The sequence below is a fragment of the Streptomyces buecherae genome (assembly GCF_014295035.1).
GTDB lineage: Bacteria > Actinomycetota > Actinomycetes > Streptomycetales > Streptomycetaceae > Streptomyces > Streptomyces youssoufiensis.
Genome location: NZ_CP060404.1, coordinates 2,327,526 through 2,351,979, shown reverse-complemented (window position 1 = coordinate 2,351,979; position 24,454 = coordinate 2,327,526). Strand labels below are relative to the sequence as shown.

Here is a 24,454-nt window from a genome sequence, read left to right as displayed (position 1 = left end):
CCGGTCACCCGCCGTCGGCCTTGCCGAGCAGGTAGCGGCGCTCGACCTCGTTGTCGGTGAGGTCCGCGGCCTCGCGGTACAGGGTGGCGGCGCGGGCGGCGTCGCCGGACAGATGGGTCAGGTGGGCGCGGACGGCGCGTTCGCGCTGCCGGGTGAGGGTGTGGCGGTCCAGGCCGTGGCGCCGGTTGAGGTCGTCGAGGAGGGCGAGCCCGCGTACGGGGCCGAAAGCCTGGGCGACGGCGACCACGCGGCTGAGCCGGACCGGGGCGCTCGGGGCGAGGCGTTCCCACCACAGGTAGAGCATCGCGATCTGTGGCCAGTCGGTCCGCTCGGAGGAGGGGGCCGCCGCGTGCAGGGCCGCGATGGCCGCCTGGAGCTGGTAGGGGCCCGCCGCGCGGCGGCCCCAGACGCCGTCGATCAGCGCGGTTCCCTCGCGGATCAGGTCGCGGTTCCACCGCGTACGGTCCTGCTCGTCCAGCGGTACGAGCCCGCCGTCCGCGCCGGTGCGGGCTGCCCGCCGGGACTCGATGAGCAGCATGAGCGCCAGCAGCCCGTTCGCCTCGGCGTCCTCGGGCGCGGCGGCGTGCAGCATGCGGGCCAGCCGGATCGCCTCGCTGGTGAGGTCGAGTCGGGTGAGGTCGGGTCCGGCGGTGGCGGTGTAACCCTCGTTGAAGACCAGGTAGAGCACCCGCATGACGGCGGCCATCCGGCTCTCGCGGTCGGCGCCGGTCGGCGGGGTGAAGCGGGCACCGGCGCGGGCCAGCCGCTGTTTCGCGCGACTGATGCGGGTGCCCATGGTGGCCTCGGACGTGCCGTGGGCGTGCGCGATCTCGGCGGTCGTCAGCCCGCCGACGGCGCGCAGGGTGAGCGCGACCTGGGAGGCGGGCGCCAACTCGGGGTGGCAGCACAGCAGGAGCAGGGTGAGGCTGTCGTCCGTCGCGGGCACGGGCTCCGAGGTACGGGAGGCGAGTTCGGCCAGGCTGACGTCCCGTTCGCGCCGCTGCCTGGCCTGTTCGGAGCGGAGCAGGTCCACCATGCGCCGGTAGCCGACGCGGATCAGCCAGCCGCGCGGCTGGGTGGGAACACCCTCGGCCGTCCAGGCCGCGTGCGCGGCGAGCAGCGCCTCCTGCACGGCGTCCTCGGCGATGTCGAAGCGGCCGAAGCGTCGCGTCAGCGCGCCGAGCACGTGCGGCGCCTCGGTGCGCAGCAGGTGCTCGACCTCCCTTGCGTCTCCGGCCCCGTCGGTCCTGTCGACCGGTGCGGCCCCGGCACCCCCGTCGGCCCCGTCGGCCTTGTCGGTCACGTCGTTCATCGCCGGCCTCGGTGGGCCGCCCCCACCCGGTCGTACGGGCGGGGGCGAGGGCGGCGGCACGGCCAGGTGGTCACGGCGCGAAGTCCTCGCCCATGACCGGCCGGATCTCGATCGGCTCGCCCAACGCCCGTACGATCCGGGCGGCGATCTCCGTGGCCCGCTCCCGGTCGGCGACGTCGATGACGGCGAAGCTGGCCAGCACCTCCTTCAGCTCGGCGAACGGCCCGTCGGTCGCCACCACACCCTCGGGCGTGGGGCGCACCGTCGTGCTCACCGCCGGGTGGCCCAGCCCCTCGGTGCTGACCAGTTCGCCGGAGGCGATCAGCTCCTTCTCGAACTCCTGGTACACCGCGAAGGCGGCCAGCGCCTCCTCGGTCGGAGCGTCGGCGGTCGCCGCGTCCCACGCGTCGGCCGGTGTGTAACCCAACAGCAGGTACTTCACGGGGCACTCCCTGGTCTCGGTTCGACGATGTTAGGTCCGGTCGCCCGGGTGTTGAGGGCGACCGCGACGGGGCCGGCTCGGCCCCCGCCCGCAACCTCGTAGCCGTGGACCCACCTTCGACAACCGCGCCGTATGACGTGGATCACATCGAAAGTCTGTCGAGAACCCGGTCCCGGCCACGAGGTAGCGGTCGAGTAACCCACCAAGAGGGAGAGCCCGATGTCCAAGACCGTCACGACCACGACCGAGACCACCGACGCCACCGCCGTCACGGCCACGACCGAGACCACCCACGCGGACCAGCCGCCCGCCGAGCCGACCGCCGAACTCCGCGCCCTCGCACCGCTGGTCGGCACCTGGAAGGTGACCGGCGGCGTGGAGGGGACCGTCCGCTACGAGTGGCTGACCGGCGGGTTCTTCCTCGTCCAGCACGTGGACCTGGTCCAGTTCGGCGAGCCGGTCACCGGCATGGAGGTCATCGGCAACCTCCGCCCCTACGGCGAGCCGACCGGCGCGGACGTGGCCTCCCGTTACTACGACTCGCAGGGCAACACCTTCGACTACGTCTACGAACTCACCGGCGACCAGCTCACCATCTGGGCCGGCGCCAAGGGCAGCCCCGCCTACTTCCGGGGCACCTTCACGGCCGACGGCACCACCATGACCGGCGACTGGGTCTACCCCGGCGGGGGCGGCTACACCTCGACCATGACCCGGATCTGACCAGGCCCCGCACACCTTCCGTGGCCCGGCAGGGTCAGACCTTGATGACGCGGACGTCGGGGCGGCACAGCACGCGGAGATCCTCGGGGTCCGACGTGAGTACGGTCACGGGAGCGGGCGCGGCGAGTGCGGTGGCGGCCACGATGGCGTCGAGTGCGTACTTATGGCCGTGCAGGCCGGCAGCGGCGAGGAGCTTGCTGGCGTGGCGGGCGATGGCTTCGGTGGGCGGGACGATGTTCACGCGGGAGACGGCATAGTCGAAGCGGGCCTGGTTGACCTTGGGGTCGCGGGCTTCGACCAGCGTGACAGAGCTGGTGATCACGCGGATGTCCTCCTCCTCGGCCGCGACCAGCCACTCGGTGACTTCGGGGGAGCGTCGTACGAGTTTGGACAATCCTTCACAGTCCAGGACGAGCGTCCCGCTCACGCCGCGTCCACCGAGCCGGCCGTGTCGCCGCGGAGAATCGCTCGCTTGGTTTCGACCGCCGCCCTGTCCACCGTGCCGTGTTCGGTTTCGGCGTCTTCGATGAGTTCGCGCAGTCGGTCCCGCTCAAGCTGGCGCTGGATGAGGGCCTCGACGTAGGCGGACATCCCTCGCTTGCCGGTACGTGCCTTGAGGGCGGCGATCGTGCCTTCGTGGAGGGAAACGGAGACCGGACGCACGGGGCCTTCGCCGGGTGCGGAGGGGGCAGCCATGGGCCCACTTTAACAAAACTCTTGTTATTGGGTCTTCGTCATCTACCGACCCGGCCCCTCGTACGGGTATCGCTCGCCGTTGTCACCAGCAGAAGCGCGGGTTGACGCCGAACAGGTACGGCGAACCCCAGATCGCCCGCCGATCCACGAAGGGCTTCCGAGGTCTGTCACACCTGCCCCGGGGCCGCTCCGGAGACCGCGCGAACAGGGAAGGCCCCGACCACGGCGAAAGACGCTGAACCGCCGGTCGGGGCCTGCCCCCTCAGCACTCGATGACGTTCACCGCCAGCCCGCCCCGCGCCGTCTCCTTGTACTTGACCTTCATGTCCGCGCCCGTCTCCTTCATGGTCTTGATGACCTTGTCGAGCGAGACGTGGTGGCGGCCGTCGCCGCGCAGCGACATGCGGGCGGCGGTGACGGCCTTGACCGAGGCCATGCCGTTGCGCTCGATGCACGGGATCTGCACCAGGCCGCCAACCGGGTCGCAGGTCAGGCCGAGGTTGTGCTCCATGCCGATCTCGGCCGCGTTCTCCACCTGCTCCGTGGAGCCGCCGAGCACCTCGGCCAGGCCGCCGGCCGCCATCGAGCAGGCCGAGCCCACCTCGCCCTGGCAGCCGACCTCGGCGCCGGAGATGGACGCGTTCTCCTTGAACAGCATGCCGATCGCGCCGGCCGCGAGCAGGAAGCGGACGATGCCGTCCTCCTGCTCGCTCTCCGTCGAGCCCTTCGCCACGAAGTTGACGTAGTAGTGCAGGACGGCGGGGATGATGCCGGCCGCGCCGTTGGTCGGGGCGGTCACCACGCGGCCACCGGCCGCGTTCTCCTCGTTGACCGCCATCGCGTACAGCGTGACCCACTCCATCGCGTGCGCGGCCGGGTCGCCCTCGGCGCGCAGCGCGCGGGCGGCCGTCGCGGCCCGGCGGCGGACCTTGAGGCCGCCGGGCAGGATGCCCTCGCGGGCCATGCCGCGCGCCACGCACGCCTGCATCACCCGCCAGATCTCCAGCAGGCCCGCGCGGATCTCCTCCTCGGTGCGCCACGCCTTCTCGTTCTCCAGCATGAGACCCGAGATGGACAGGCCCGTCTCCCGGGAGAGCCGCAGCAACTCGTCGCCGGTCCGGAAGGGGTGCGTGAGCACCGTGTCGTCCAGCTTGATCCGGTCCTCGCCGACCGCGTCCTCGTCCACGACGAAGCCGCCGCCGACCGAGTAGTACGTCTTCTCCAGGAGCGGCACCCCCTCCGCGTCGTACGCGAAGAGCGTCATGCCGTTGGCGTGGTAGGGCAGCGAGCGGCGGCGGTGCAGGATCAGCTCGTTCGGCTCGTCGAAGTCGATCTCGTGGTCGGTGCCGATCTCCGCGCCGAGCAGCCGCAGCCGCTTCGTCTGGCGGATGCGCTGGACCTCCTCGTCGGCGCGCTCCACGTCCACGGTCTTCGGCGAGTAGCCCTCAAGACCGAGCAGCACCGCCTTGGGCGTGCCGTGGCCGTGTCCGGTGGCGCCCAGCGAGCCGAAGAGTTCGGCCCGTACGGCGGTGGTGTGGGCCAGCAGGCCCTCGTTCTTCAGCCGGCGCACGAACATGCGGGCGGCGCGCATCGGGCCGACGGTGTGGGAGCTGGAGGGACCGATGCCGATGGAGAAGAGATCGAATACGGAGATGGCCACGGTGGCTGACCCCTTTGTCTGCTCGGTGTGGGCGGTTCGGAGTGCGAAGGGAGAGAGGCCGGAGGTGCGGGCCGGGGTTGCGCGCCCATGGGGCTTGGGAGTGAGGGGCCCGGGGCGGCGTCGGGGGGTGGGTACGGGGGGAGGGGGAGCCGCCGGCCCCCGGGTGGGGCGGGCGGGGTGGCTGCCGCGGTGCGGCGCCGGATGCGGTTGTCGTGAGGTACGGGCCGGGCGGGCCGGCGGGTGGTGCGCCCGGCCGCGCCCGGGCGGTGATCGACCCCCGTCCGGGCGCGGGACGGGGCACCGGCCCACTACCAGTGTGCGCGGTGCCCCGGGAAAGGCGCCCAGCCGAGGGGTTACAGCGTGGAGTACAGCGGGTGCTTCGCGGCCAACGCGCTCACCCGACCGCGCAGCGCCTCGGCGTCGTAGACCGGCTTGAGCGCCTGCGCGATGACGTCGGCGACCTCGCGGAAGTCCTCGGTCGTGAAGCCGCGGGTGGCCAGCGCCGGGGTGCCGATCCGCAGGCCCGAGGTGACCATCGGGGGGCGCGGGTCGTTCGGGATGGCGTTGCGGTTGACGGTGATGCCGACCTCGTGCAGCCGGTCCTCCGCCTGCTGGCCGTCCAGCTCGGAGTTGCGCAGGTCCACCAGGACCAGGTGCACGTCCGTGCCGCCGGACAGCACGGCCACACCCGCCTCGGCCACATCGGCCTGGGACAGCCGCTCGGCCAGGATGCGCGAGCCCTCGAGGGTGCGCTGCTGGCGCTCCTTGAACTCCTCCGAGGCCGCCATCTTGAAGGCGACGGCCTTCGCCGCGATCACGTGCTCCAGCGGACCACCCTGCTGACCGGGGAAGACCGCCGAGTTGATCTTCTTGGCGAGTTCGGCCGTGGACAGGATCACACCGCCGCGCGGGCCGCCGAGCGTCTTGTGCGTGGTGGTGGTCACCACGTGCGCGTGCGGCACCGGCGAGGGGTGCAGGCCCGCGGCGACCAGGCCGGCGAAGTGCGCCATGTCCACCATCAGGTACGCGCCGACCTCGTCGGCCACCCGGCGGAAGGCCGCGAAGTCGAGCTGGCGCGGGTACGCGGACCAGCCGGCCACGATCAGCTTCGGCCGGTGCTCCTTGGCCAGCCGCTGGACCTCGTCCATGTCGACCTGACCGGTCTGCTCGTCCACGTGGTAGGCGACCACGTTGTAGAGCTTGCCGGAGAAGTTGATCTTCATGCCGTGGGTCAGGTGCCCGCCGTGCGCGAGGTTCAGGCCCATGATCGTGTCGCCGGGCTTGAGCAGCGCGAACATCGCGGCGGCGTTGGCCTGGGCGCCCGAGTGCGGCTGCACGTTGGCCGCCTCGGCGCCGAACAGCGCCTTGATGCGGTCGATGGCGATCTGCTCGATGACGTCCACGTGCTCGCAGCCGCCGTAGTAGCGGCGGCCCGGGTAGCCCTCGGCGTACTTGTTGGTGAGGACCGAGCCCTGGGCCTCCAGGACGGCGACCGGAGCGAAGTTCTCCGACGCGATCATCTCCAGGGTGGACTGCTGGCGGTGGAGCTCGGCGTCGACGGCGGCGGCGACGTCCGGGTCGAACTCGTGGAGGGAACTGTTGAAAGGCGACATCGGCATCCCGATCAGATCAGAGTCGTCAGGGTCACGTGGAAGATTGCTCAGCTTTCGGTGAAGGCCGTGTACTCGTCGGCGGAGAGCAGGTCGTCCGGCTCGTCCGAAATCTTCACCTTGAACAGCCAGCCACCCTCGAAGGGGGCCGTGTTCACCAGCGACGGGTCGTCCACGACGTCCTGGTTGACCTCGGTGATCTCACCGGTTACCGGCGCGTACAGGTCGCTGACCGACTTGGTCGACTCCAGCTCACCGCAGGGTTCGCCCGCGGTGACCTCGGCGCCGACCTCCGGGAGCTGGACGAAGACGACATCACCGAGCGCGCCCGCGGCGTGCTCGGTGATGCCGACCGTCGACACGCCGTCCGCGGCGGCCGACAGCCACTCGTGCTCCTTGCTGTAGCGAAGCTGCTGGGGGTTGCTCATGACCTGATTCTCCTGTACGCGATGGCGTGGTCGTGCAAGGGGGCGGGAAAACGATGGAACGGACAAACGCCGCCGAGGCCCCGAACGGGAACCAAACGGATGCCTCGGTCGGGTGGGACCGGAGCGGCGGCTGACGCTCGTGCTCGTGGAGCGGCTAGCGCTCGCGCTTGTAGAAGGGGAGCGCGACGACCTCGTACGGCTCGTGCGTCCCGCGGATGTCCACGGCCACGCCCTCGGTGCCCGGAGCGGCGTGCTCCGCGTCCACGTAGGCCATGGCGATCGGCTTGCCGAGGGTGGGCGACGGGGCGCCGGAGGTCACCTCGCCGATCACCGTGCCGTCGGCGGCCACGACGGAGAACCCGGCGCGCGGCACCCGACGGCCCGTGGCGATGAGCCCGACCAGCTTGCGCGGCGGGGCTTCGGCGGCCCGCTTGGCCGCCCCCTCCAGCGGCTCGCGGCCGACGAAGCGGCCCCCGTTGGTCGTCTTCTCGAACTTCACCACGCGGCCGAGCCCGGCGTCGAAGGGCGTGGTCGCGGTGGTCAGCTCGTTGCCGTACAGCGGCATGCCCGCCTCGAGGCGCAGCGTGTCGCGGCAGGAGAGCCCGCAGGGGATCAGCCCGACCGGCGCGCCGGCCTCGGTCAGCGCCTGCCACAGGGTCTCGGCGTCGCCCGGGGCGACGAACAGCTCGAAGCCGTCCTCGCCGGTGTACCCGGTACGGGCGATCAGCGCCTGGACGCCGGCGACGGTGCCGGGCAGGCCCGCGTAGTACTTGAGCCCGTCCAGGTCGGCGTCGGTCAGCGACTTCAGGATGCCGGAGGACTCGGGGCCCTGGACGGCGAGCAGCGCGTAGTCGTCGCGGTCGTCCCGGACGGCGGCGTCGAAGCCGGCGGCGCGCTCGGTCAGCGCGTCGAGCACGGTCTGCGCGTTGGAGGCGTTGGCGACCACCAGGTACGTCTGGTCGGCCAGCCGGTAGACGATCAGGTCGTCCAGGATGCCGCCGTCGGCGTCGCAGATCATGGTGTAGCGGGCGCGGCCGACGGCCACCGACGACAGGTTGCCGACGAGGGCGAAGTCGAGCGCCTCGGCGGCCTGCGGGCCGGTCAGCGTGATCTCGCCCATGTGGGACAGGTCGAACAGGCCGGCGCGGGTGCGGACGGCGACGTGCTCCTCGCGCTCACTGCCGTACCGCAGCGGCATGTCCCAGCCCGCGAAGTCGGTCATGGTGGCGCCGAGCGTGCGATGGGTCGCGTCGAGTGCGGTGCGGCGCGGAGAATCGGGCAGGCTGCTCATCGGTGCGGGCTCCCAAGGGGTGGGCAGGGCTGGCGAAGACATCCTCCCCATCTGTCATCGGAACCTGAGAGGTTCGCCTTGACCCCCCGCGGAGCGGGGCAGGCTTGCACCTTGGGTGGAGCCGCGCGAACGGCTCGCTTTTCAGATCTGCCTCATCCACGCGGTATCGGGGCCTGAGAGATTCAAGGGAGGACTTGCTCCTTCGGCGCCCCGGGCGGCTGATCGAGAGGATCATCGCTGGTCCGGGAACTCTCCCGCATGGATTCGAGCGGCCAGTATGCAGTTGCGCGCACATCATGACACGGACAGGCGAGCGATGGACCCCCGGTCCGGCACCCAAATCTCCGGTGGGGCGTATTACCTCTTCTTTACACTCGGTGGACACGGACCGTGGTGACCGCCGCCGTCAGCTCGGGGAGGACGATCACGTTGCAGGGTCAGGGCACGCAGGCGGGACAGTCAGGAACACCTCAAGCGACCACGCCAGCCGCTCCACCCACGGCGCCCCCGCCGGCCAGGCAGCGGGCGCGGGCGGCGGGGGAACTGGTGCGGCCGGGCCGCGGCCCCCGGGTCCGCGACCTGCGCGCGGGCGGGCGGGCCCACGCCCAGCCGGCGGACCGGGTCCGCACGCGGCCGGGCGCGACGCCGACGGCTTTATCCGACCGCCTGGCGACCGAGCACCCCTCGGCCGACCACTCCACCGCCGACCACCCCACCGCCGACCACCCCACCGCCGACCACCCCACGGCCGACCACTCCACGGCCGAGCGCCTCTTGGCCGACCACCCGGGCGGCGAACGGCGCGCCGGGGGCCCGCCCGGCGAGGAGCCCGCCAGTAGCCCCACGCCCCCGGAGCCCGCCGGCGACCCGGCCTCGCGCGCGCCCGACAGCCGCAACCACCTCCCGCAGGCGCGCGCCGGCGGCGCCCCGCCGGTCAGGGTGCGCGAGCTGCGCTACGTCGCCGGCGACCTGGTCGTCGTCTCCGGGCTGCCGGGCAGCGGCAAGAGCACCCTGATCCGCCGCGTGGTGCCGGCCCGTGACGCGCAGGGCCGGCCGGTGCGGCGGGTCGACTCGCAGGACGCCAGGGACCGCTGGGAACGCCGGATGCCGCCGTGGCTGGCCTACCCCGCCTACCGGCCACTGGTGCGCCTGGCGCACTACGCGGGGCTGCGCCGGGCCGTGCGCTCCGGCGACAGCGTCGTCGTCCACGACTGCGGCACCATGCCGTGGGTACGCCGCTGGCTGGCCCGCTGCGCACGCCGGCGCGGCGTCGCCCTCCACCTGGTCCTGCTCGACGTGCCGCCGCGCCTGGCCCTGGCCGGGCAGGCGGCGCGGGGCCGAGGAGTCTCCCCGTACGCCTTCGGTCGCCACCGCGCCGCGGTCGGCCGGCTGCGCGCGGAGGCGCTCGCGGGGGCCCCGCCGCCCGGGTGCGCCTCGGCGGTCCTGCTGGACCGCGCGGCGGCCGGGGCGCTGGCCGACATCGGGTTCGACTAGACCCGGCTGCGACTACGACTGCGACTGCGCCAGCACCCGCGACGGCGCCCGCACCCGCGCCCGCGCCCGCGCCCGCGTGGTGAGTGCGGCACGATGCGGCGCGCGCGTACGGGCCACCGCCGGGTGCGCCCGTACGCGGCGGCGCCCCGTACGCCCGTACGCGGCAGCGCCCACCGGGCGATCGGCGCGGGGCGCGGCAGAACGAACGGTGCCCGGCGTGCCCCGGCGCTTGCCCCCGTGGTGCTCGCCCGTCGCACGGGCTCCGTGCGCCGGCGGGCGTGGGCGCGCCGGGCCGTGGGGCGTGCGCCCGGCGGGCAGTGGCCCGCGGGAGCGGGCGCGGGAGCGGGCGTTAGGGTGCGTAGGCAGGTCGGACGAGACGGTGGTTGGACGAGATGAGCATCCCTGAGCGATACGAAACCTCCCCGGCTGTCGGCGGTTTCCCGTGCAACGAGCTCGAAGAGGTGCTGGCCGCCTCGCTCGCGCTGGGACCGGACGGACAACAGCGGGCGGGAGCGGGCGCCCGCGTCGTCGAGGTACTCGGGCGCAGCCTGATATGGGTGCCGCTGCCGCGCGGCGGTGGCCCGGACAGCACCGAGTTGGACCTCGCCACCATCGAGCTGGACGGCGCCGCGTTCACCCCGGTCTTCAGCTCCGAGGCGCAGTTCCACGCGCTCGTCGGCGACCAGATGTCCTTCACCGTCGCCCCCGCCGTCGAGTTCGCGCGCGGGCTGCCCCCGCAGGTGGGCATCGTCGTGAACCCGGGCGGCGCGGTCGGCGTCCCGCTCCCGACGCCCGCCGTCGCCGAACTGTGCCGCGCCGGGCGCACCCCCCTGGACGGGGCCGCGTCGGGCGGTCGGGTGCTGCTCTACGAGCCCGACTGGCAGGACGAGCCGGTCGACTTCCTGGCCGCCGCCGGCATCGAGTTCACCGCGACGCCCGGCGTGCGGACCGCGCGCCGGGCCCTGGCCAGCGTCGAGGGGCAGCCCCCGGCCCTGTTCGTCGGCGTCGAGGTGGACCGGCCCGACCCGCAGGCGCGCGCCCTGGTCCTGGACGCGCTCGGCCGGGCGCTCGGCGCGGTTCCGGTGGCCTGGCCGGTGCAGCTCGTGCTGCTGGACATCGCCCAGGACCCGGTGGCGGACTGGATGCTGGGGCGGGTGCGGCCGTTCTTCGACCGGGACGTGTGACGTCGTGCGGGAGCTGTCGAGGGGGACTCGTAAGCTGGTTGGATGACCGGGCGGGGCGTGCGACGACGCCTCGGACATCGGCCGACAGAAGGGGCGTAACCAGGTGAGCGCGGGCGCGGACAGGGGGGTGCGCAGCGACTCGTATCTCGGCGGTGGCGGGCGAGGCGGGGCGGGTGTGCCCGCCGGGCAGGTCGAGGAGGCGCTGGGGCAGGTCTCCCCGGGGCGCTTCGACGCGTACGAGCGCCTCCTGCACGCCCTCGTCGAGGGCCAGGTGTGGATGCTCCTGTGGCACGGCCAGCCGGGATCGCCCGACGCCCAGTACGGAAACATGGACATCGACGGCCTCGGCTACGCGCCGTGCGTCACCTCCGCGCACGAGCTGGCCGCCAGCGGCTGGCACCGCTCCCACGAGGTGGTCACCGGCCGGCGGGTCGCCGCCGCGCTCTTCCCCGAACGCTGGGGCCTGTGGCTCAACCCGCACGCCCCCGGCGGCGGCGTCGGTGTTCCCTGGGCCGACCTGCGGCGCGTCGCGGGCGGCCTGGACCGACTGCCCGCGGGGCCGCTACGGCTCAGCGAACCCACGGTGGAGATGCACCAGTTCTACGCCCTGCTCGGACAGCACGCGCACCGCACTCCCGCGGTGCGCTCGCTGCGCCGCGCCTGGGTGCAGCCCGCGCTGGGCAGCCCGTACCTGGCCATCGGCCTTGAGCTGTACGACACGAGTCAACAGGCGGTGGAATCCGTACGGTTGATGATGCGTCAGGCCATCGGTGTGGTGCCCGACGGGCTGCCGGTCTCCACGGTCGCGATGGCCGACGCGTACGACCCGGTGGCGATGTGGATGCAGGCCAACAGCCGCCCCTTCTTCGACCGTGACCTCTACGGGGCCGCGCCCGCGCCCACCGCCGGATACGGCTACCCGCCGCAGCCCCAGCCGTACTGAGCGCACCCGGTCCCCACCGCCCGTAGCCCCCACCCGCGCCCGTAGCCCCCGCTTCGGGGCTCGCGGCGGGCGCCGCCAGCCCTCACCCGGGCCGCCCCTTTTCCCGCTGGCGCGCCGACGCCGCCTGCCCGAGACGCGACGCTCACCCGATATGTCGCGCCGCCCGCCCGGCACCCCACCGCGTCCTGCCGCGTCCCGTCGCGTCCCACCGCGTCCCGTCGCGCTCCCCGCGCTGCCCCGCCGGGCCCCGCGCGATACCCCGACGCACACCGCGCGGTGCCCCGTCGTTGCCCGCGACTTCTCGCGGGGAGGCGCCATGATGGCGGAAAAGCGCCAATCCCGGCCGGCGCGTCCGGCGCGCTCCAGGGAGTTTGTCCCTCCGCTGGGCGCGGGCGGCCAGCGCTGGCCGCAACCCCTGTTCGTGGGTGGGTAATCGGCCGACTCCGCCCCGCTCATCCGGCTCCACTGTTCGGATAACGGAACCTTCCTGGCCACATCACAGTTGCGCATCCATTACCGATGAGGTCTGGCGGGTGATCGCGGCAGCGTTGAAGACTCCCGCTCCAAGGGACGTGTGGCGCGTCACACGACCCGAACGGGTGACGCGCCGCGGGTGAACTTCCCGGTCCGTCCGCACTCTTCGCGCCGAGCCCGTGTCAACGTTCTCGCGCGATGGCCTGACTCAGGGTCGCGAGGGCGGACCTCGCTTCGTAGCTCTCGCACCATCAGCGGTACCCGCACGCCAAGTTCAGCCCATTTGCACCAGCTCAGCAGCTTTTGCACTATCGGCTTTCGCTTCAACTGATGTGAACCTGCCGCTACTGCGGCGGTCGTGGGCCGGTCACCATCCGGCCGAGAGGGGTCCCCACCACGATGACGGCACCACTGCACGACACGAGCGCGGCCGAGACCGCGGCTGTCGACGTCGCGGCCAACGCCCCGGCCAAGGAGATCGCGGGCCGTTCGCCCGCCCAGATCGCCTGGGTGCGACTGAAACGGGACAAGCTGGCGTTCGTCGGCGGCAGCATCGTGCTGTTCCTGATCCTCGTGGCGATCTTCGCCCCGCTGATCGTGAGCTGGTTCGGCCACCCGCCCAACGAGTTCCACGACGGCCCGGAGACGATCGACGCCTTCGGCGGTGGCCAACCGGTGGGCGACTGGGGCGGCATGAGCAAGGACTTCCTGTTCGGCGTCGAACCGACCAACGGCCGCGACACCTTCAGCCGGGTGGTCTACGGCACCCGCATCTCGCTGATCGTGGCCTTCCTCTCGGCGATATTCGCCGTCCTGCTCGGCACCGTCTTCGGCATCATCGCCGGCTACTTCGGCGGCGTCGTCGACACGATCATCAGCCGCACCATGGACCTGCTGCTCGCCTTCCCGCAGCTCCTGTTCATCCTGGCGCTGGTCTCGGTGGTGCCCAGTGAGCTGTGGGGGCTGAGCGGTTCGGGCGTCCGCATGGGCGTGTTGATCGTGGTGATCGGCTTCTTCGGCTGGCCCTACGTGGGACGCATCGTGCGCGGCCAGACGCTGTCGCTGCGCGAGCGCGAGTACGTGGAGGCGGCGCAGAGCCTCGGCGCCGGCCGCCGCTACATCCTGTTCCGGGAACTGCTGCCCAACCTGGTCGCGCCGATCACGGTCTACATGACCCTGATGATCCCGACCAACATCCTCACCGAGGCCGCGCTGAGCTTCCTGGGCGCGGGCGTCAAGCCGCCCACCGCCTCGTGGGGGCAGATGCTGTCGACGGCGGTGCGCACGTACGAGATCGCGCCCATGTTCCTGATCTTCCCGGGGCTGGCCATCTTCGTGACCGTGCTGGCCTTCAACCTCCTCGGCGACGGCGTCCGAGACGCCCTCGACCCCAAGGGGAACCGCTGACCCCCACACCCCAGCAGGCCCATGCCGTTCCATCGGCAGTCCCACCACGCTAGCCAAAGAAACGTCACCACCACGGAGGTTGCGAGATCGTGACAACCCATCGCACATCGAAGCGCAGACTGGCCGCGGGGTCGGCCGTCGTCGTCGCGGCTCTGTTGACCACCGCCGGCTGTGGGGGCGGTGACAAGAAGAGCGAGGGCAGTGGCCCGGGCTTCAACGCCGCCCAGAACAAGATCGCCAACCCGTCGGACAAGAAGGGCGGCACCCTCAAGTTCATCGGGACCCAGGACGCCGACTCCTGGGACCCGCAGCGCGGCTACTACGGCTTCGTCTGGGACTACGCCCGCTACTACACCCGCCAGTTGATCACCTACAAGCCGGCCCCTGGCGCGCAGAGCAAGGAACTCGTGCCGGACATGGCCACCGACAAGGCCAAGATCAGCGAGGGCGGCAAGCGGTACGAGTACACCCTGCGGCCCGACCTGACCTGGCAGGACGGCAAGCCGATCACGTCCAAGGACATCAAGTACGGCATCGAGCGGATCTGGGCCCAGGACGTGCTGTCCGGCGGCCCGATCTACCTCAAGGACACGCTCGACCCCAAGGGCGAGTACAAGGGCCCGTACAAGGACAAGCACCCGGAGAAGCTGGGCCTGAAGGCCATCGAGACGCCGGACGACAAGACCATCGTCTTCAAGTTGCCCAAGCCCAACGGCGACTTCGAGCAGATGCTGGCCATGCCCGCCGCGTCCCCGGTCCGCCAGGACAAGGACACCGGCTCGCGCTACGGCCAGAAGCCGTTCTCCTCGGGCCCGTACCAGTGGGTCTCGTACGAGCCCAAGAAGTCCATGGTGCTGACCCGCAACCCCCACTGGAAGAAGTCCTCGGACCCGGTCCGCAAGGCCCTTCCGGACAAGGTCACGCTGACCCTCATCACCAACTCCGATGAGATGGACAAGCGCCTCATCAAGGGCGACTACGACATCGACCTGAACGCGACGGGCATCGGCCAGGCCGGCCGCGTGGAGGCCCTGCGCAAGCACAAGGGCAACCTCGACAACCCGATGACCGGGTTCATCCGGTACGCGGTCTTCCCGCAGACGGTCAAGCCGTTCGACAAGATCGAGTGCCGCAAGGCCGTCATCTACGGCGCCGACAAGCAGTCGCTGCAGACCGCCCGCGGTGGCCCGCAGGCCGGCGGCGACATCGCCACCAACATGCTGCCGCCGGTCGTCAAGGGCGCGGACCCGAAGTACGACCCGTACGGCGCGCTGGAGAACGGCGGCGCCCCGAACACCGCCAAGGCCAAGGAAGCCCTGAAGAAGTGCGGTCACCCGAACGGCTTCAAGACCACCATCGCGGTGCGTAACAACAAGCCGGTCGAGGTCGCCACCGCCGAGTCGCTCCAGGCGTCGCTGAAGAAGATCGGCATCCAGGCCGAGATCGAGCAGTACGACGGCTCGATGACCGCCGGCATCATCGGCAACCCGGCGTACGTCAAGAAGCACAACTTCGGGATCATCATCATGGGCTGGGGCCCGGACTTCCCGACCGGCCAGGGCTTCTCGCAGCCGCTCGTCCACAGCAAGTACATCCTGGACAACGGCAACAACAACTACAGCATGCTCAACGACCCCAAGATCGACGCCAAGTTCACGCAAGCGCAGTCCGAGCTGGACGAGGACAAGGCCGCGAAGATCTACACCGAGATGAACAAGCTGGTCTCGGAACACGCCGTCTACCTGCCGTTCGTGTTCGAGAAGAACGTCATCTGGCGCAGCAGCCGGCTCACCAACGTCTACACGGCCGACTCCTTCAACGGCCGCTACGACTACCAGGCGCTGGGCGTCGTCAAGTGATCGCCACCACCCGTATCCGTAGGTCTGGCGTGAGGCCAGCCGCATCCCGGCGCACCCGCCGCTAGGCACGAAGGGCAGGTGATGGCCGCGTTCCGCGGCGGGGAACTACCGGACGCACTCCGGTAGTTCCCCGCCGCGGCCGGGCCGAAAGCAGTGCTCGCATACCTCATCCGGCGGCTGTTCGCCGTCGTCCTGACACTGATGGTCGTCATCCTGGTGACCTTCGGCATCTTCTTCATCATCCCGAAGTGGACCGGCGTCGACCCGGCGACGATGTACGTCGGCAAGCAGTCCGACGCGCAGGCCATCGAGGCCATCCGCCAGAAGCTCGGGCTTGACGACCCGATCGTGGTGCAGTTCTGGGACTTCCTGCGCGGCCTGTTCATGGGGCGTGACTACACCAGCGGCGCCGACACCGTGCACTGCTCGGCTCCGTGCTTCGGGTACTCCTTCCGCAACGAGCAGCCCATCTGGCCGGTCCTGACCGACCGACTGCCGGTCACCCTCGGCCTCGCCGGCGGCGCGGCCCTGCTCTGGGTCATCGGCGGCGTGGTCACCGGCATCGTCTCGGCGCTCAAGCGCGGCACGATCTGGGACCGCACGGTGATGACCGTCGCCCTGGCGGGCGTCTCGCTCCCCATCTACTTCACCGGCGTCGTCTCGCTGGCGATCTTCTCGTACCAGCTCGACTGGGTGAGCAACGAGTACACCGAGTTCGGCACCGATCCCGCGCTGTGGTTCAGCGGCATGATCCTGCCCTGGGTCACGCTCGCCTTCCTGTACGCGGCGATGTACGCCAGGCTCACCCGCGCCACCATGCTCGAAGTGCTCGGCGAGGACTACATCCGCACCGCGCGCGCCAAGGGGCTGCGCGAGCCGGTCGTCATCGGCAAGCACGCGATGCGCTCCACGATGACGCCGGTGCTCACCATCCTCGGCATGGACCTGGGCGCGCTGGTCGGCGGGGCCATCCTCACCGAGACCACGTTCAGCCTCCCGGGCCTCGGCCAGGCAGCGGTGGCGGCCATCGGCGAACGCGACCTGCCGGTCATCCTGGGGGTCACGCTGCTCACGGCGGGCGCCGTCGTCGTCGCCAACCTCATCGTGGACCTCTTGTACGCCGTGATCGACCCCCGAGTGAGGCTCTCATGACGACGGAATCCACCCCCGGGGCCGGGGGCGCGGTCAGCAAGGCCGACGGCAGGCCCAGCACCGGGGCGGTCACCAAGGCGAGCGGTCGGCCCGCGCGCCGGGCCGGCGCCGTGGGCGAGCCGACGACCGCCGGCGCCCCGGGCACGGACGTCTTCCTGGACGTGCGCGACCTCAAGGTGCACTTCCCGACCGACGACGGCCTGGTCAAGTCCGTCGACGGGCTCTCGTTCCAGTTGGAGCGCGGCAAGACGCTGGGCATCGTCGGCGAGTCGGGTTCGGGCAAGTCGGTCACCTCGCTCGGCATCATGGGGCTGCACACCGTCGGCCAGTACGGCCGGGGCAAGGCGCGGATCTCCGGCGAGATCTGGTTCGACGGCACCGACCTGCTGGCCGCCCACCCGGACGAGGTGCGGCGGCTGCGGGGCCGCGAGATGGCGATGATCTTCCAGGACCCGCTGTCCGCGATGCACCCGTACTTCACTGTCGGCGCGCAGATCGTGGAGGCGTACCGGGTCCACCACAAGGTCGACAAGAAGAAGGCGCGGCGGCGCGCGGTCGAACTCCTCGACCGGGTCGGCATACCGCAGCCCGACCGCCGGGTGGACGACTACCCGCACCAGTTCTCCGGCGGCATGCGGCAGCGCGCCATGATCGCGATGGCGCTCGCCAACAACCCCGAACTGCTCATCGCCGACGAGCCCACCACCGCCCTGGACGTCACCGTGCAGGCGCAGATCCTCGACCTGATCCGGGACCTGCAGACGGAGTTCGGCTCCGCCGTCATCGTCATCACCCACGACCTGGGCGTCGTCGCCGAACTGGCCGACGACATCCTGGTGATGTACGGCGGCCGGTGCGTGGAGCGCGGCCCGGCCGAGAGGGTCTTCTACGAGCCGCAACACCCGTACACCTGGGGCCTGTTGGGCTCGATGCCGCGCATCGACCGGGACCAGACCGACCGGCTGATCCCCGTCCACGGCTCGCCGCCCAGCCTGATCAACGTGCCACAGGGGTGCGCCTTCAACCCCCGCTGCCCGTACGCGGACGTGCCGGCCGACAACCGCACCCGCACCGAGCGGCCGGAGCTGAAGGAGGTCGGCAGCCGTCACTTCTCCGCGTGCCACATGACGCAGGAGGAGCGGACGCGGATCTGGACCGAAGAGATTGCGCCCAAGCTGTGAAGGACCAAGCTGTGTCGGAGAACAACGTGACGTTGCAGAAGCAGCGGCCAGCCGCGGGCGAGACCCTGCTCAAGGTGACCGGCCTGGTCAAGCACTTCCCGATCACCAAGGGGCTGCTGCGCCGACAGGTCGGCGCGGTCCAGGCCGTGGACGGGCTGAGCTTCGACGTGAAGTCGGGCGAGACGCTGGGCGTGGTCGGCGAGTCCGGTTGCGGCAAGTCCACCATGGGGCGGCTGATCACCCGCCTCCTCGAACCCACCGGCGGCACGGTGGAGTTCGAGGGCCGGGACATCACCCACCTGAACGTCGCCAGCATGCGCCCGCTGCGCCGCGACGTCCAGATGATCTTCCAGGACCCGTACTCGTCGCTGAACCCTCGGCACACGGTCGGCACCATCGTCAGCGCCCCCTTCAAGCTCCAGCGCATCACCCCCGAGGGCGGCGTCAAGGCGGAGGTGCAGCGCCTCCTCGGTCGCGTCGGCCTGAACCCCGAGCACTACAACCGCTACCCGCACGAGTTCTCCGGCGGCCAGCGCCAGCGCATCGGCATCGCCCGCGCGCTGGCCCTGAACCCGAAGCTGGTCGTCGCGGACGAGCCGGTCTCGGCCCTCGACGTGTCGATCCAGGCCCAGGTGGTCAACCTGCTGGACGACCTGCAGGAGGAGCTGGGCCTGACATACGTGATCATCGCGCACGACCTGTCGGTCATCCGGCACGTCTCGGACCGGATCGCGGTGATGTACCTCGGCAAGATCGTCGAGCTGACTGACCGGAAATCGCTGTACGAGCGGCCGATGCACCCGTACACCCGGGCGCTGCTCTCGGCGGTCCCGGTGCCCGACCCGAGGCGCCGTGGCAAGCGCGACCGCATCCTGCTCCGTGGCGACGTGCCCTCGCCCATCGCCCCGCCCAGCGGCTGCCGGTTCCACACCCGGTGCTGGAAGGCCACGGTGGTGTGCACGGTGGAGGAGCCGCCGCTGCTCGCGCTGAAGACGGGCCACCAGGTGGCGTGCCACCACCCCGAGAACCACGAGGACCTCAAGCCGGGCGACGCCGCGCTGGCCGAGGTCACGGCAGACGGCGGCAAGGTCGTCCGCACGCAGGCACCGAGCGCGGCGGCCCCGGCGACGGAGCCGACCACGACGGCGGAGAAGGCGGCGGAGAAGGCGCCCGCGAAGGCCGCGAAGACGGCGACGGCCGAGGCGGCGACGCCCGGCTCCGCCCCGGAGGGGGCCGTGGAGACGGCGCCCGCGACGTCCTCGGGCGAGGCAGCGGGGAAGGCGTCGAAGGAGCCGGCGAAGAAGCCGGTGCGGAAGGAGCCCGGGGCCGCCGAGGGCTGACCTCGGGCGCGGCGGTGACGGATATCACGGTCGGGGCGGTGGGCGTGGACGGCGCGGTGGCCGGAGCCACGGGCGGGGGCGATGAGGGCACGTCCGACGCCGGGGAACGGGCCCCGCGGCCGGGCCGCGCGCGGGGCCGGGGCGGGCCGGTGGCGGCCCGGGGCCCCGTTGATCAGATCGGGCATCCCGGACCCGCAGGGTAAAAATAGCGGGTGCTCACCGATCTGTTCACGCCATCCGTGCTGCGCTCCTTGGACCTCGCCGGGATCTTCGTCTTCGCGATCTCGGGCGCGCTCCTCGCCGTACGCAAGAACTTCGACGTCTTCGGCATAGCCGTGCTCGCCGAGGTCACCGCGCTGGGCGGCGGGCTGATCCGCGACCTGATCATCGGGGCCGTGCCACCCGCGGCCTTCACCGACTTCGGCTACTTCGTGACCCCGCTGATAGCCGCCAGCCTGGTGTTCTTCCTCCACCCCGAGGTGGAGCGGATCAACGGGGCGGTCGGCATATTCGACGCGGCGGGCCTCGGCCTGTTCTGCGTGGCCGGCACGACCAAGGCGTACGAGTACGGGCTGAGCCTGACCGCCTCGGTCACGCTGGGCGTCGCCACGGCGGCGGGCGGCGGCGTACTGCGCGACGTGCTGGCCAACGAGGTGCCCTCGCTGCTGCGCTGGGACCGCGAGATCTACGCCGTACCGGCCCTGGTCGGCTCCTCCGTGGTGGCCCTGCTGGTGCACTTCGACGCGTTGAGCGGCGGCACGAGCGCGCTCGCCGCCCTGTTGGCCTTCGCCCTCCGGCTGTGCGCGATGCGCTTCGGCTGGCGCGCCCCCCGCGCCTGGAACCGCCGCAGCACGGCCCACGAGGAGACGGAGGGCACCTGACGCCAGCGCCGGCGCACGCCGGTCCGTGCCGCGCGTGGTGGCCCGCCCCGCGCGAGGTGGGCCGCCCCGCGTGGTGGAGGGTGCGCGCGGCGCGTGGGGCGGAGCTACGGGGCACGGGGCGGGGCTACGGAGCGTGGGGCGGGGCCACGGAGCACGGGGCACGGGGCGTGGGGCGGGGCCACGGGACACGGGGGCGACGGTGTGGCGTACGGGACCACGGAGCGCGGGGGCGGGGCCACGGAGCACGGAGCGCGGAGCCACGGTGCGCGGGGCCGGCGGAGGAGGGCGAACCGGGCCCGGGAGAACCTACCCGTCGGTAATCTTGCCGTGTACGGTGCTTTCCATGGCACAGGCAACCATCGGTAACAGCGAGTTCGACCGGGACACGACGGTGACCCGCCGCGCCCCCGGGACGGGCTCCGCCGCCGAATCCGGCGCTCCTTCCGCCGCGGTCACCGCGACCTTCGACGCCGACCTCTCCGCGCGCTGGAGCATCCTCAAGGCGCTGAACGGCGGCTATCTGCTCGCCGTGCTCGGCCGCGCCCTCGGCGACACCCTGCCGCACCCGGACCCCTTCTCGATCACGGCGCACTACCTGACCGCCTCGCAGCCCGGGCCCGCCGTGATCCGCACCGAGACGGTCCGCGCCGGCCGCACCCTCTCCACCGGCCAGGCGTCCCTCGTCCAGTTCGACGACGACGGGGCGGAGGTGGAGCGCATCCGCGTGCTGGCCACCTACGGGCACCTGGACGCGCTGCCCAACGACGTACGCACCGCCGCCACGCCGCCGGCCATGCCCCCGTACGAACACTGCCTGGGCGCGGACGACGCCCCGGACGGTGAGGTGCCGCTCAACGACAGCTCCGAGATAGTGGACCGGTTCGACATGCGCCTCGACCCGGCGACCGCGGGCTGGGCGATCGGCCAGCCCAGCGGGGTCGGCGACATGCGGGCCTGGTTCGGGCTCGCCGACGGCAGGGACCCCGACCCGCTGTCGCTGCTGCTGGCCGTGGACGCGCTGCCGCCCACGGCGTTCGACCTCGGGCTGAGCGGCTGGGTGCCCACGGTGGAGCTGACCGCGCACGTCCGCCGCCGCCCCGCCCCCGGCCGGCTGCGCGTCGCCATCACCACCCGCAACCTGGCCGGCGGCTTCCTGGAGGAGGACGTCCAGGTCTGGGACAGCGCGGACCAACTCGTCGCGCAGGCCCGCCAACTGGCCCGGGTGAAGCTGGGCTAGCGGAGGCCGTGCTCCGCACGGGGCGACCGCACCCCGGGGCGGGGCCGCGAGTCCCGATGGGCTGATGGGTGTTCACCTTCCGCCTTGCCGGCAGTAGTTGGGGCTGGTGAGGCGGGTGAGGTGTGGTGGTTCGGCTGGGTGCGCGCGGCGGGCGCGAGGGCGCGGAACGAGGCGTTCGTACGCTCCCGGCGCCCGGCTCCGCGTGCCACACTGATCGCCATGGGGGACCTCGCACTGACTTTTGACGACGGCACCGTCGCCTGGCTGCGCCTCACTCCGGTCGCCGACGGGGCGCGCCCAGCGCCCGTCGGCGCGGCGGGGCCGAGCGGCGGCGGGGCCCCGGATTCGGCTGGCGGTTCCGACGGCGGTGACCACGGCGACGGCGGTGCCGGCGACCGTGGCGGCCCGCCGGACGACCCGTACGGCCAGCCGCCGGGCCCTGACCTCGAACTGCCCACGGGGTTCGGCGGGGCCCGCGCGGTCAGTGTCGACGGCAGGACCGCGCGCGCCCTGTCCGCGGGCGGGCAGGCGCTGGCGAACGCGCTGCGCCCGCTGAGCGGGGTGTTGGAGAGCATCCACACCTCCCTCGCGGACTCGCCGCGCCGCCCGGACGAGGTGACGGTGCAGTTCGGCGTCACCCTGGGCACCGATCTCAGCCTCGGCGTCTTCACCGGCAAGGGAGAGGCCAACTTCTCGGTCTCCGCCACCTGGAACCTCGGCTCGACGTCCGCGTAAGGCAGCGTGATCGACATGCACGCTGACGTGGAGGACGCCGCGCTGCACGCCGCGTTCGTCTCGGTGCTCGGCAGCTCCGGACCGGTCGGCGCCGGCGTCATGGTCGCCGACGACCTGGTGCTGACCTGCGCGCACGTCGTCAACAGCGCGCTGGGACGGGGCCAGTTCGACCAGGCGGCCCCGCCCCGTGACGCCCTGCTGCGGCTGGCCTTTCCGCTGGTGGACCGAGAGCGCGAGGTGAGCGCCCGGGTGGAGCCCGGAGGGTGGCGGCCCCCGCGCGCGGACGCCATCGGTCGCGCGCCGGTGGTACCCGGGCGGCTCGCGCACCACGGCGACCTCGCGGTGCTCCGGCTGGAGGGGAGCGCCCCGCCGGGCGCCGAGCCGGCGCCGTTCCAGCTCCACGACTGCGAGCGCGAGGTCGTCGCGCTGTGGGCCAGCGGGAACCCGGTGACGACGATCCGGGCCAGGCCGCGCGTGGTGGCCGCCCCGTGGGTCGCGCTGGACGTCGTCGGCGGGGTCGGTGTGAGCGCCGGGTACAGCGGCGGCCCGCTGTGGGACCGCGCGCGCCAGGCGGTGGTCGGGCTGGTGGTGGCCGTCCACGAGGACGCGCAGGCCGCGCGGGCGCGCGCCGGCGCCGGCGGGCACCAGGACCGGTCGCCGGCCGTCGTGTACGGCATCAGCCTGCCGGCGATCGAGTCGGAGCTGCCCCGCATGCCACCGCTGCGGGTGCCCGCCGCCCGGCGCGGCGTGCAGCAACTCCTGGCCGCGCTGGAGGGCGTGCTCACCACGCCGGCGGCGGTGGCGCAGTGCGAGCGGTGGCTCGCCGCGCGGTTCGGCTTCCCCGCGCGCGACCTCGGCACCGATCACGCGCGCCTGGTGCGACTGGCCGTGGGCAGCCGGCGCGGCGTGCCCGAACTCCTCGAAGCCGCCCGCACCACCCTCGCGCAGCACTCCGCACCCGACGGCGGCGCGGCCGGGTCGCCCGGGGAGCCGTGGGAGCGGCTGCGCAGGGCCGCGCGCATCGTGAGCCCCACCGAGTGCCTGACCCTCGACCAACGGCGCGATCTGGCCGGGTTGCTCGCGCGCTGCCGCCAGGCGACGCCGGACGCCCTGCTCGCCGCCGTACTGCCCTACGACGCGGAGCCGCGGGCGCTGTCCGGACTGGCCGACGTCATCGACGTGTTGGAGGCGTACGAGCCGACGGACCGCCAGCCCGTGCCGCCGCTGTTGCGCGCGGTCGTCCTGGTGGCGGGCGAGGAACGGCAGACCGCGGACCAGCTCACCGAGGACCTCCAGGCGTGGACGGAGCGGGTCGCGCGCCGCATGGGCGTGCCGTGGGCCGCGGTGTGCCAGTTCCAGGCGGACGCGGCGGACCGCCACGCGGCGGCGCGGGCACCGTCCGCCCCGCCGCCGCCCGTGGACGGGGCGGGCGGCACCGCCGCCGGGCGGCTGGGGCGGGCCGTGCCCCGGGTCCAGATCGAGCTGTTGCCCACCGGCGGCAGCACACTCTTCACGTACCAGATATGGGCCTGGGACGCCGGTGCGCAGCCCAGGCTCGTCGTGGTGCGGGACCGCGACGCCGCCAGCGCCCGGGTGGTCGAGGACATCCGACGGGTGCTGCGCACCGAGGTGCGTGAGGACCCCGAGACGGCGCTCGTGGAGTTCTTCGTCGCGCCCGAGTGGCTGGGGCTCGCCATCGACACGTGGGAGTCCGAGGAGGGGGACGAGGGCGGCGCGTTCGTACCGGGGCTGACCCGACGCCTGGTCGTCCGCACCACGACCAGGACGCGGGAGTGCTACGCGGGGTGGAAGCGCCGCACGGCCGCCCTGGCCAGCGCGGGACGCCTGGTCTTCGGCGAGAAGTACGCCGACCACAAGGTGGCGCGGGCCAACCTGGAGGTCCGCCCGGACGTGGGCACCGTCGTGCTGTGCTGCGACCCGGCGCGGCACGGCCAGTTGCTGCGGCAGTGTGTACAGGCCGGCGTGCACACGGTGCTCTGGCACCGTACGGACCACGGGGAGCAGGTCGGCCTCGACCTGTCCAGCGTGCTGGAGGGCACCGAACCGCGCGGGGTGCCCGAGGCGGTGCGGTTGGAGCGGGCCAAGGCGATGGCCGAGCCCGGCATCCCGACGCACCGGGGCGGCCAACTGTCGCTGCTCCACGACCCGCCCGACCACCGGCCCCCGCCGCTCGCCCCGGAACCCTGGGTCCTCGCGGAGCCGGCGTCATGACCGGCCGCCGGCAGCCCCCGGCGCACACCCCTGGCCGGCCGCCCGCCGCGCGCTGCCGCGCCACCCGGGCCTTGGTCGCCCGCCGCGCCCGCCCGGCGCCCGGCCGCGCCGTCCCGCGCCGGCCAAGCGGCACCAGGCCCTGGCTCCGGTCTCTGCCGACGCCCATGCCCATG

21 protein-coding genes and 1 riboswitch are annotated in these 24,454 nt (G+C 72.5%); of the genes, 13 read left to right on the top strand and 8 right to left on the bottom strand.

Annotation, left to right across the window (positions count from 1 at the left end; all coding sequences use genetic code 11):
- Positions 1–4 precede the first annotated feature (4 nt).
- Positions 5–1,312 carry an RNA polymerase sigma factor gene (locus tag H7H31_RS08580; protein WP_187061270.1) on the bottom strand — a complete coding sequence of 436 codons (1,308 nt, stop codon included), beginning with the start codon at positions 1,310–1,312 and terminating at the stop codon, positions 5–7.
- Between the two features lie 70 nt (positions 1,313–1,382).
- Positions 1,383–1,754 carry a YciI family protein gene (locus H7H31_RS08575; RefSeq protein WP_176164258.1) on the bottom strand — a complete coding sequence of 124 codons (372 nt, stop codon included), beginning with the start codon at positions 1,752–1,754 and terminating at the stop codon, positions 1,383–1,385.
- A gap of 219 nt (positions 1,755–1,973) precedes the next feature.
- Between H7H31_RS08575 and H7H31_RS08570 the strand changes: the two genes are divergently transcribed.
- Positions 1,974–2,477, top strand: coding sequence for a hypothetical protein (locus tag H7H31_RS08570; protein ID WP_232109743.1), 504 nt, complete (start codon positions 1,974–1,976; stop codon positions 2,475–2,477).
- Between the two features lie 34 nt (positions 2,478–2,511).
- Here the strand turns inward: H7H31_RS08570 and H7H31_RS08565 are convergent, their stop codons facing one another.
- The 6 genes from H7H31_RS08565 to gcvT all read right to left on the bottom strand — a co-directional run bounded on the left by H7H31_RS08565 (position 2,512) and on the right by gcvT (position 8,162).
- Complete coding sequence (locus tag H7H31_RS08565) at positions 2,512–2,904, bottom strand: type II toxin-antitoxin system VapC family toxin (protein ID WP_187061269.1); 393 nt, start codon at positions 2,902–2,904, stop codon at positions 2,512–2,514.
- Positions 2,901–3,173: a hypothetical protein gene (locus H7H31_RS08560; RefSeq protein ID WP_187061268.1), complete on the bottom strand. Its 273-nt coding sequence runs from the start codon at positions 3,171–3,173 to the stop codon at positions 2,901–2,903. Before H7H31_RS08560 ends, H7H31_RS08565 begins: the two co-directional genes overlap by 4 nt.
- A gap of 262 nt (positions 3,174–3,435) precedes the next feature.
- Entirely contained in the window at positions 3,436–4,833 is a 1,398-nt protein-coding gene (locus H7H31_RS08555) for an L-serine ammonia-lyase (protein WP_187061267.1), read from the bottom strand.
- Between the two features lie 353 nt (positions 4,834–5,186).
- Positions 5,187–6,446 carry a serine hydroxymethyltransferase gene (gene glyA / locus H7H31_RS08550; protein ID WP_176166440.1) on the bottom strand — a complete coding sequence of 420 codons (1,260 nt, stop codon included), beginning with the start codon at positions 6,444–6,446 and terminating at the stop codon, positions 5,187–5,189.
- A gap of 47 nt (positions 6,447–6,493) precedes the next feature.
- Positions 6,494–6,871, bottom strand: a complete 378-nt coding sequence (gcvH, locus tag H7H31_RS08545; protein ID WP_176164260.1) for a glycine cleavage system protein GcvH — start codon at positions 6,869–6,871, stop codon at positions 6,494–6,496.
- A 154-nt stretch (positions 6,872–7,025) separates the two neighbouring features.
- Positions 7,026–8,162, bottom strand: coding sequence for a glycine cleavage system aminomethyltransferase GcvT (gcvT, locus tag H7H31_RS08540; protein WP_187060049.1), 1,137 nt, complete (start codon positions 8,160–8,162; stop codon positions 7,026–7,028).
- A 151-nt stretch (positions 8,163–8,313) separates the two neighbouring features.
- Positions 8,314–8,429: riboswitch (glycine riboswitch) on the bottom strand.
- Positions 8,430–8,552: 123 nt separating this feature from the next.
- Here gcvT and H7H31_RS34935 point away from each other — a divergent pair.
- The 12 genes from H7H31_RS34935 (at position 8,553) to H7H31_RS08480 (ending at position 24,281) form a co-directional block, all read left to right on the top strand.
- Positions 8,553–9,656: an AAA family ATPase gene (locus H7H31_RS34935; protein ID WP_408647971.1), complete on the top strand. Its 1,104-nt coding sequence runs from the start codon at positions 8,553–8,555 to the stop codon at positions 9,654–9,656.
- Positions 9,657–10,048: 392 nt separating this feature from the next.
- Complete coding sequence (locus H7H31_RS08530) at positions 10,049–10,840, top strand: enhanced serine sensitivity protein SseB (RefSeq protein WP_187059848.1); 792 nt, start codon at positions 10,049–10,051, stop codon at positions 10,838–10,840.
- A 175-nt stretch (positions 10,841–11,015) separates the two neighbouring features.
- Positions 11,016–11,783: an enhanced serine sensitivity protein SseB C-terminal domain-containing protein gene (locus H7H31_RS08525; RefSeq protein ID WP_187059849.1), complete on the top strand. Its 768-nt coding sequence runs from the start codon at positions 11,016–11,018 to the stop codon at positions 11,781–11,783.
- Positions 11,784–12,656: 873 nt separating this feature from the next.
- The gene (locus H7H31_RS08520; protein ID WP_187061086.1) at positions 12,657–13,664 is read left to right on the top strand and encodes an ABC transporter permease; all 1,008 of its coding nucleotides are present in this window, start codon (positions 12,657–12,659) and stop codon (positions 13,662–13,664) included.
- 89 nt (positions 13,665–13,753) lie between these two features.
- Positions 13,754–15,523 (top strand): ABC transporter substrate-binding protein, encoded by a 1,770-nt coding sequence (locus H7H31_RS08515; RefSeq protein ID WP_187061085.1) that lies wholly within the window; start codon positions 13,754–13,756, stop codon positions 15,521–15,523.
- Between the two features lie 153 nt (positions 15,524–15,676).
- On the top strand, positions 15,677–16,675 hold the full coding sequence (locus H7H31_RS08510) for an ABC transporter permease (protein ID WP_187061084.1): 999 nt from the start codon (positions 15,677–15,679) through the stop codon (positions 16,673–16,675).
- Positions 16,672–17,856, top strand: a complete 1,185-nt coding sequence (locus tag H7H31_RS08505) for an ABC transporter ATP-binding protein (protein WP_187061083.1) — start codon at positions 16,672–16,674, stop codon at positions 17,854–17,856. The genes H7H31_RS08510 and H7H31_RS08505 overlap by 4 nt, the downstream gene beginning before the upstream one ends.
- A gap of 11 nt (positions 17,857–17,867) precedes the next feature.
- The gene (locus tag H7H31_RS08500) at positions 17,868–19,196 is read left to right on the top strand and encodes an ABC transporter ATP-binding protein (protein ID WP_232109742.1); all 1,329 of its coding nucleotides are present in this window, start codon (positions 17,868–17,870) and stop codon (positions 19,194–19,196) included.
- Positions 19,197–19,408: 212 nt separating this feature from the next.
- On the top strand, positions 19,409–20,077 hold the full coding sequence (locus H7H31_RS08495; RefSeq protein WP_187061081.1) for a trimeric intracellular cation channel family protein: 669 nt from the start codon (positions 19,409–19,411) through the stop codon (positions 20,075–20,077).
- Between the two features lie 343 nt (positions 20,078–20,420).
- Entirely contained in the window at positions 20,421–21,314 is an 894-nt protein-coding gene (locus H7H31_RS08490; RefSeq protein ID WP_176164269.1) for a thioesterase family protein, read from the top strand.
- 219 nt (positions 21,315–21,533) lie between these two features.
- The gene (locus H7H31_RS08485; protein WP_187060153.1) at positions 21,534–22,049 is read left to right on the top strand and encodes a CU044_2847 family protein; all 516 of its coding nucleotides are present in this window, start codon (positions 21,534–21,536) and stop codon (positions 22,047–22,049) included.
- 15 nt (positions 22,050–22,064) lie between these two features.
- Complete coding sequence (locus tag H7H31_RS08480) at positions 22,065–24,281, top strand: VMAP-C domain-containing protein (protein WP_187060152.1); 2,217 nt, start codon at positions 22,065–22,067, stop codon at positions 24,279–24,281.
- Positions 24,282–24,454 lie beyond the last annotated feature (173 nt).

Coding starts and splice junctions, on each gene's coding strand:
- H7H31_RS08580 (WP_187061270.1), bottom strand. CDS start 1,312: ATGAACGACGTGACCGACAAGGCCGACGGGGCCGACGGGGGTGCCGGG.
- H7H31_RS08570 (WP_232109743.1), top strand. CDS start 1,974: ATGTCCAAGACCGTCACGACCACGACCGAGACCACCGACGCCACCGCC.
- H7H31_RS08560 (WP_187061268.1), bottom strand. CDS start 3,173: ATGGCTGCCCCCTCCGCACCCGGCGAAGGCCCCGTGCGTCCGGTCTCC.
- glyA (WP_176166440.1), bottom strand. CDS start 6,446: ATGTCGCCTTTCAACAGTTCCCTCCACGAGTTCGACCCGGACGTCGCC.
- gcvH (WP_176164260.1), bottom strand. CDS start 6,871: ATGAGCAACCCCCAGCAGCTTCGCTACAGCAAGGAGCACGAGTGGCTG.
- gcvT (WP_187060049.1), bottom strand. CDS start 8,162: ATGAGCAGCCTGCCCGATTCTCCGCGCCGCACCGCACTCGACGCGACC.
- H7H31_RS08530 (WP_187059848.1), top strand. CDS start 10,049: ATGAGCATCCCTGAGCGATACGAAACCTCCCCGGCTGTCGGCGGTTTC.
- H7H31_RS08520 (WP_187061086.1), top strand. CDS start 12,657: ATGACGGCACCACTGCACGACACGAGCGCGGCCGAGACCGCGGCTGTC.
- H7H31_RS08505 (WP_187061083.1), top strand. CDS start 16,672: ATGACGACGGAATCCACCCCCGGGGCCGGGGGCGCGGTCAGCAAGGCC.
- H7H31_RS08490 (WP_176164269.1), top strand. CDS start 20,421: ATGGCACAGGCAACCATCGGTAACAGCGAGTTCGACCGGGACACGACG.
- H7H31_RS08485 (WP_187060153.1), top strand. CDS start 21,534: ATGGGGGACCTCGCACTGACTTTTGACGACGGCACCGTCGCCTGGCTG.
- H7H31_RS08480 (WP_187060152.1), top strand. CDS start 22,065: ATGCACGCTGACGTGGAGGACGCCGCGCTGCACGCCGCGTTCGTCTCG.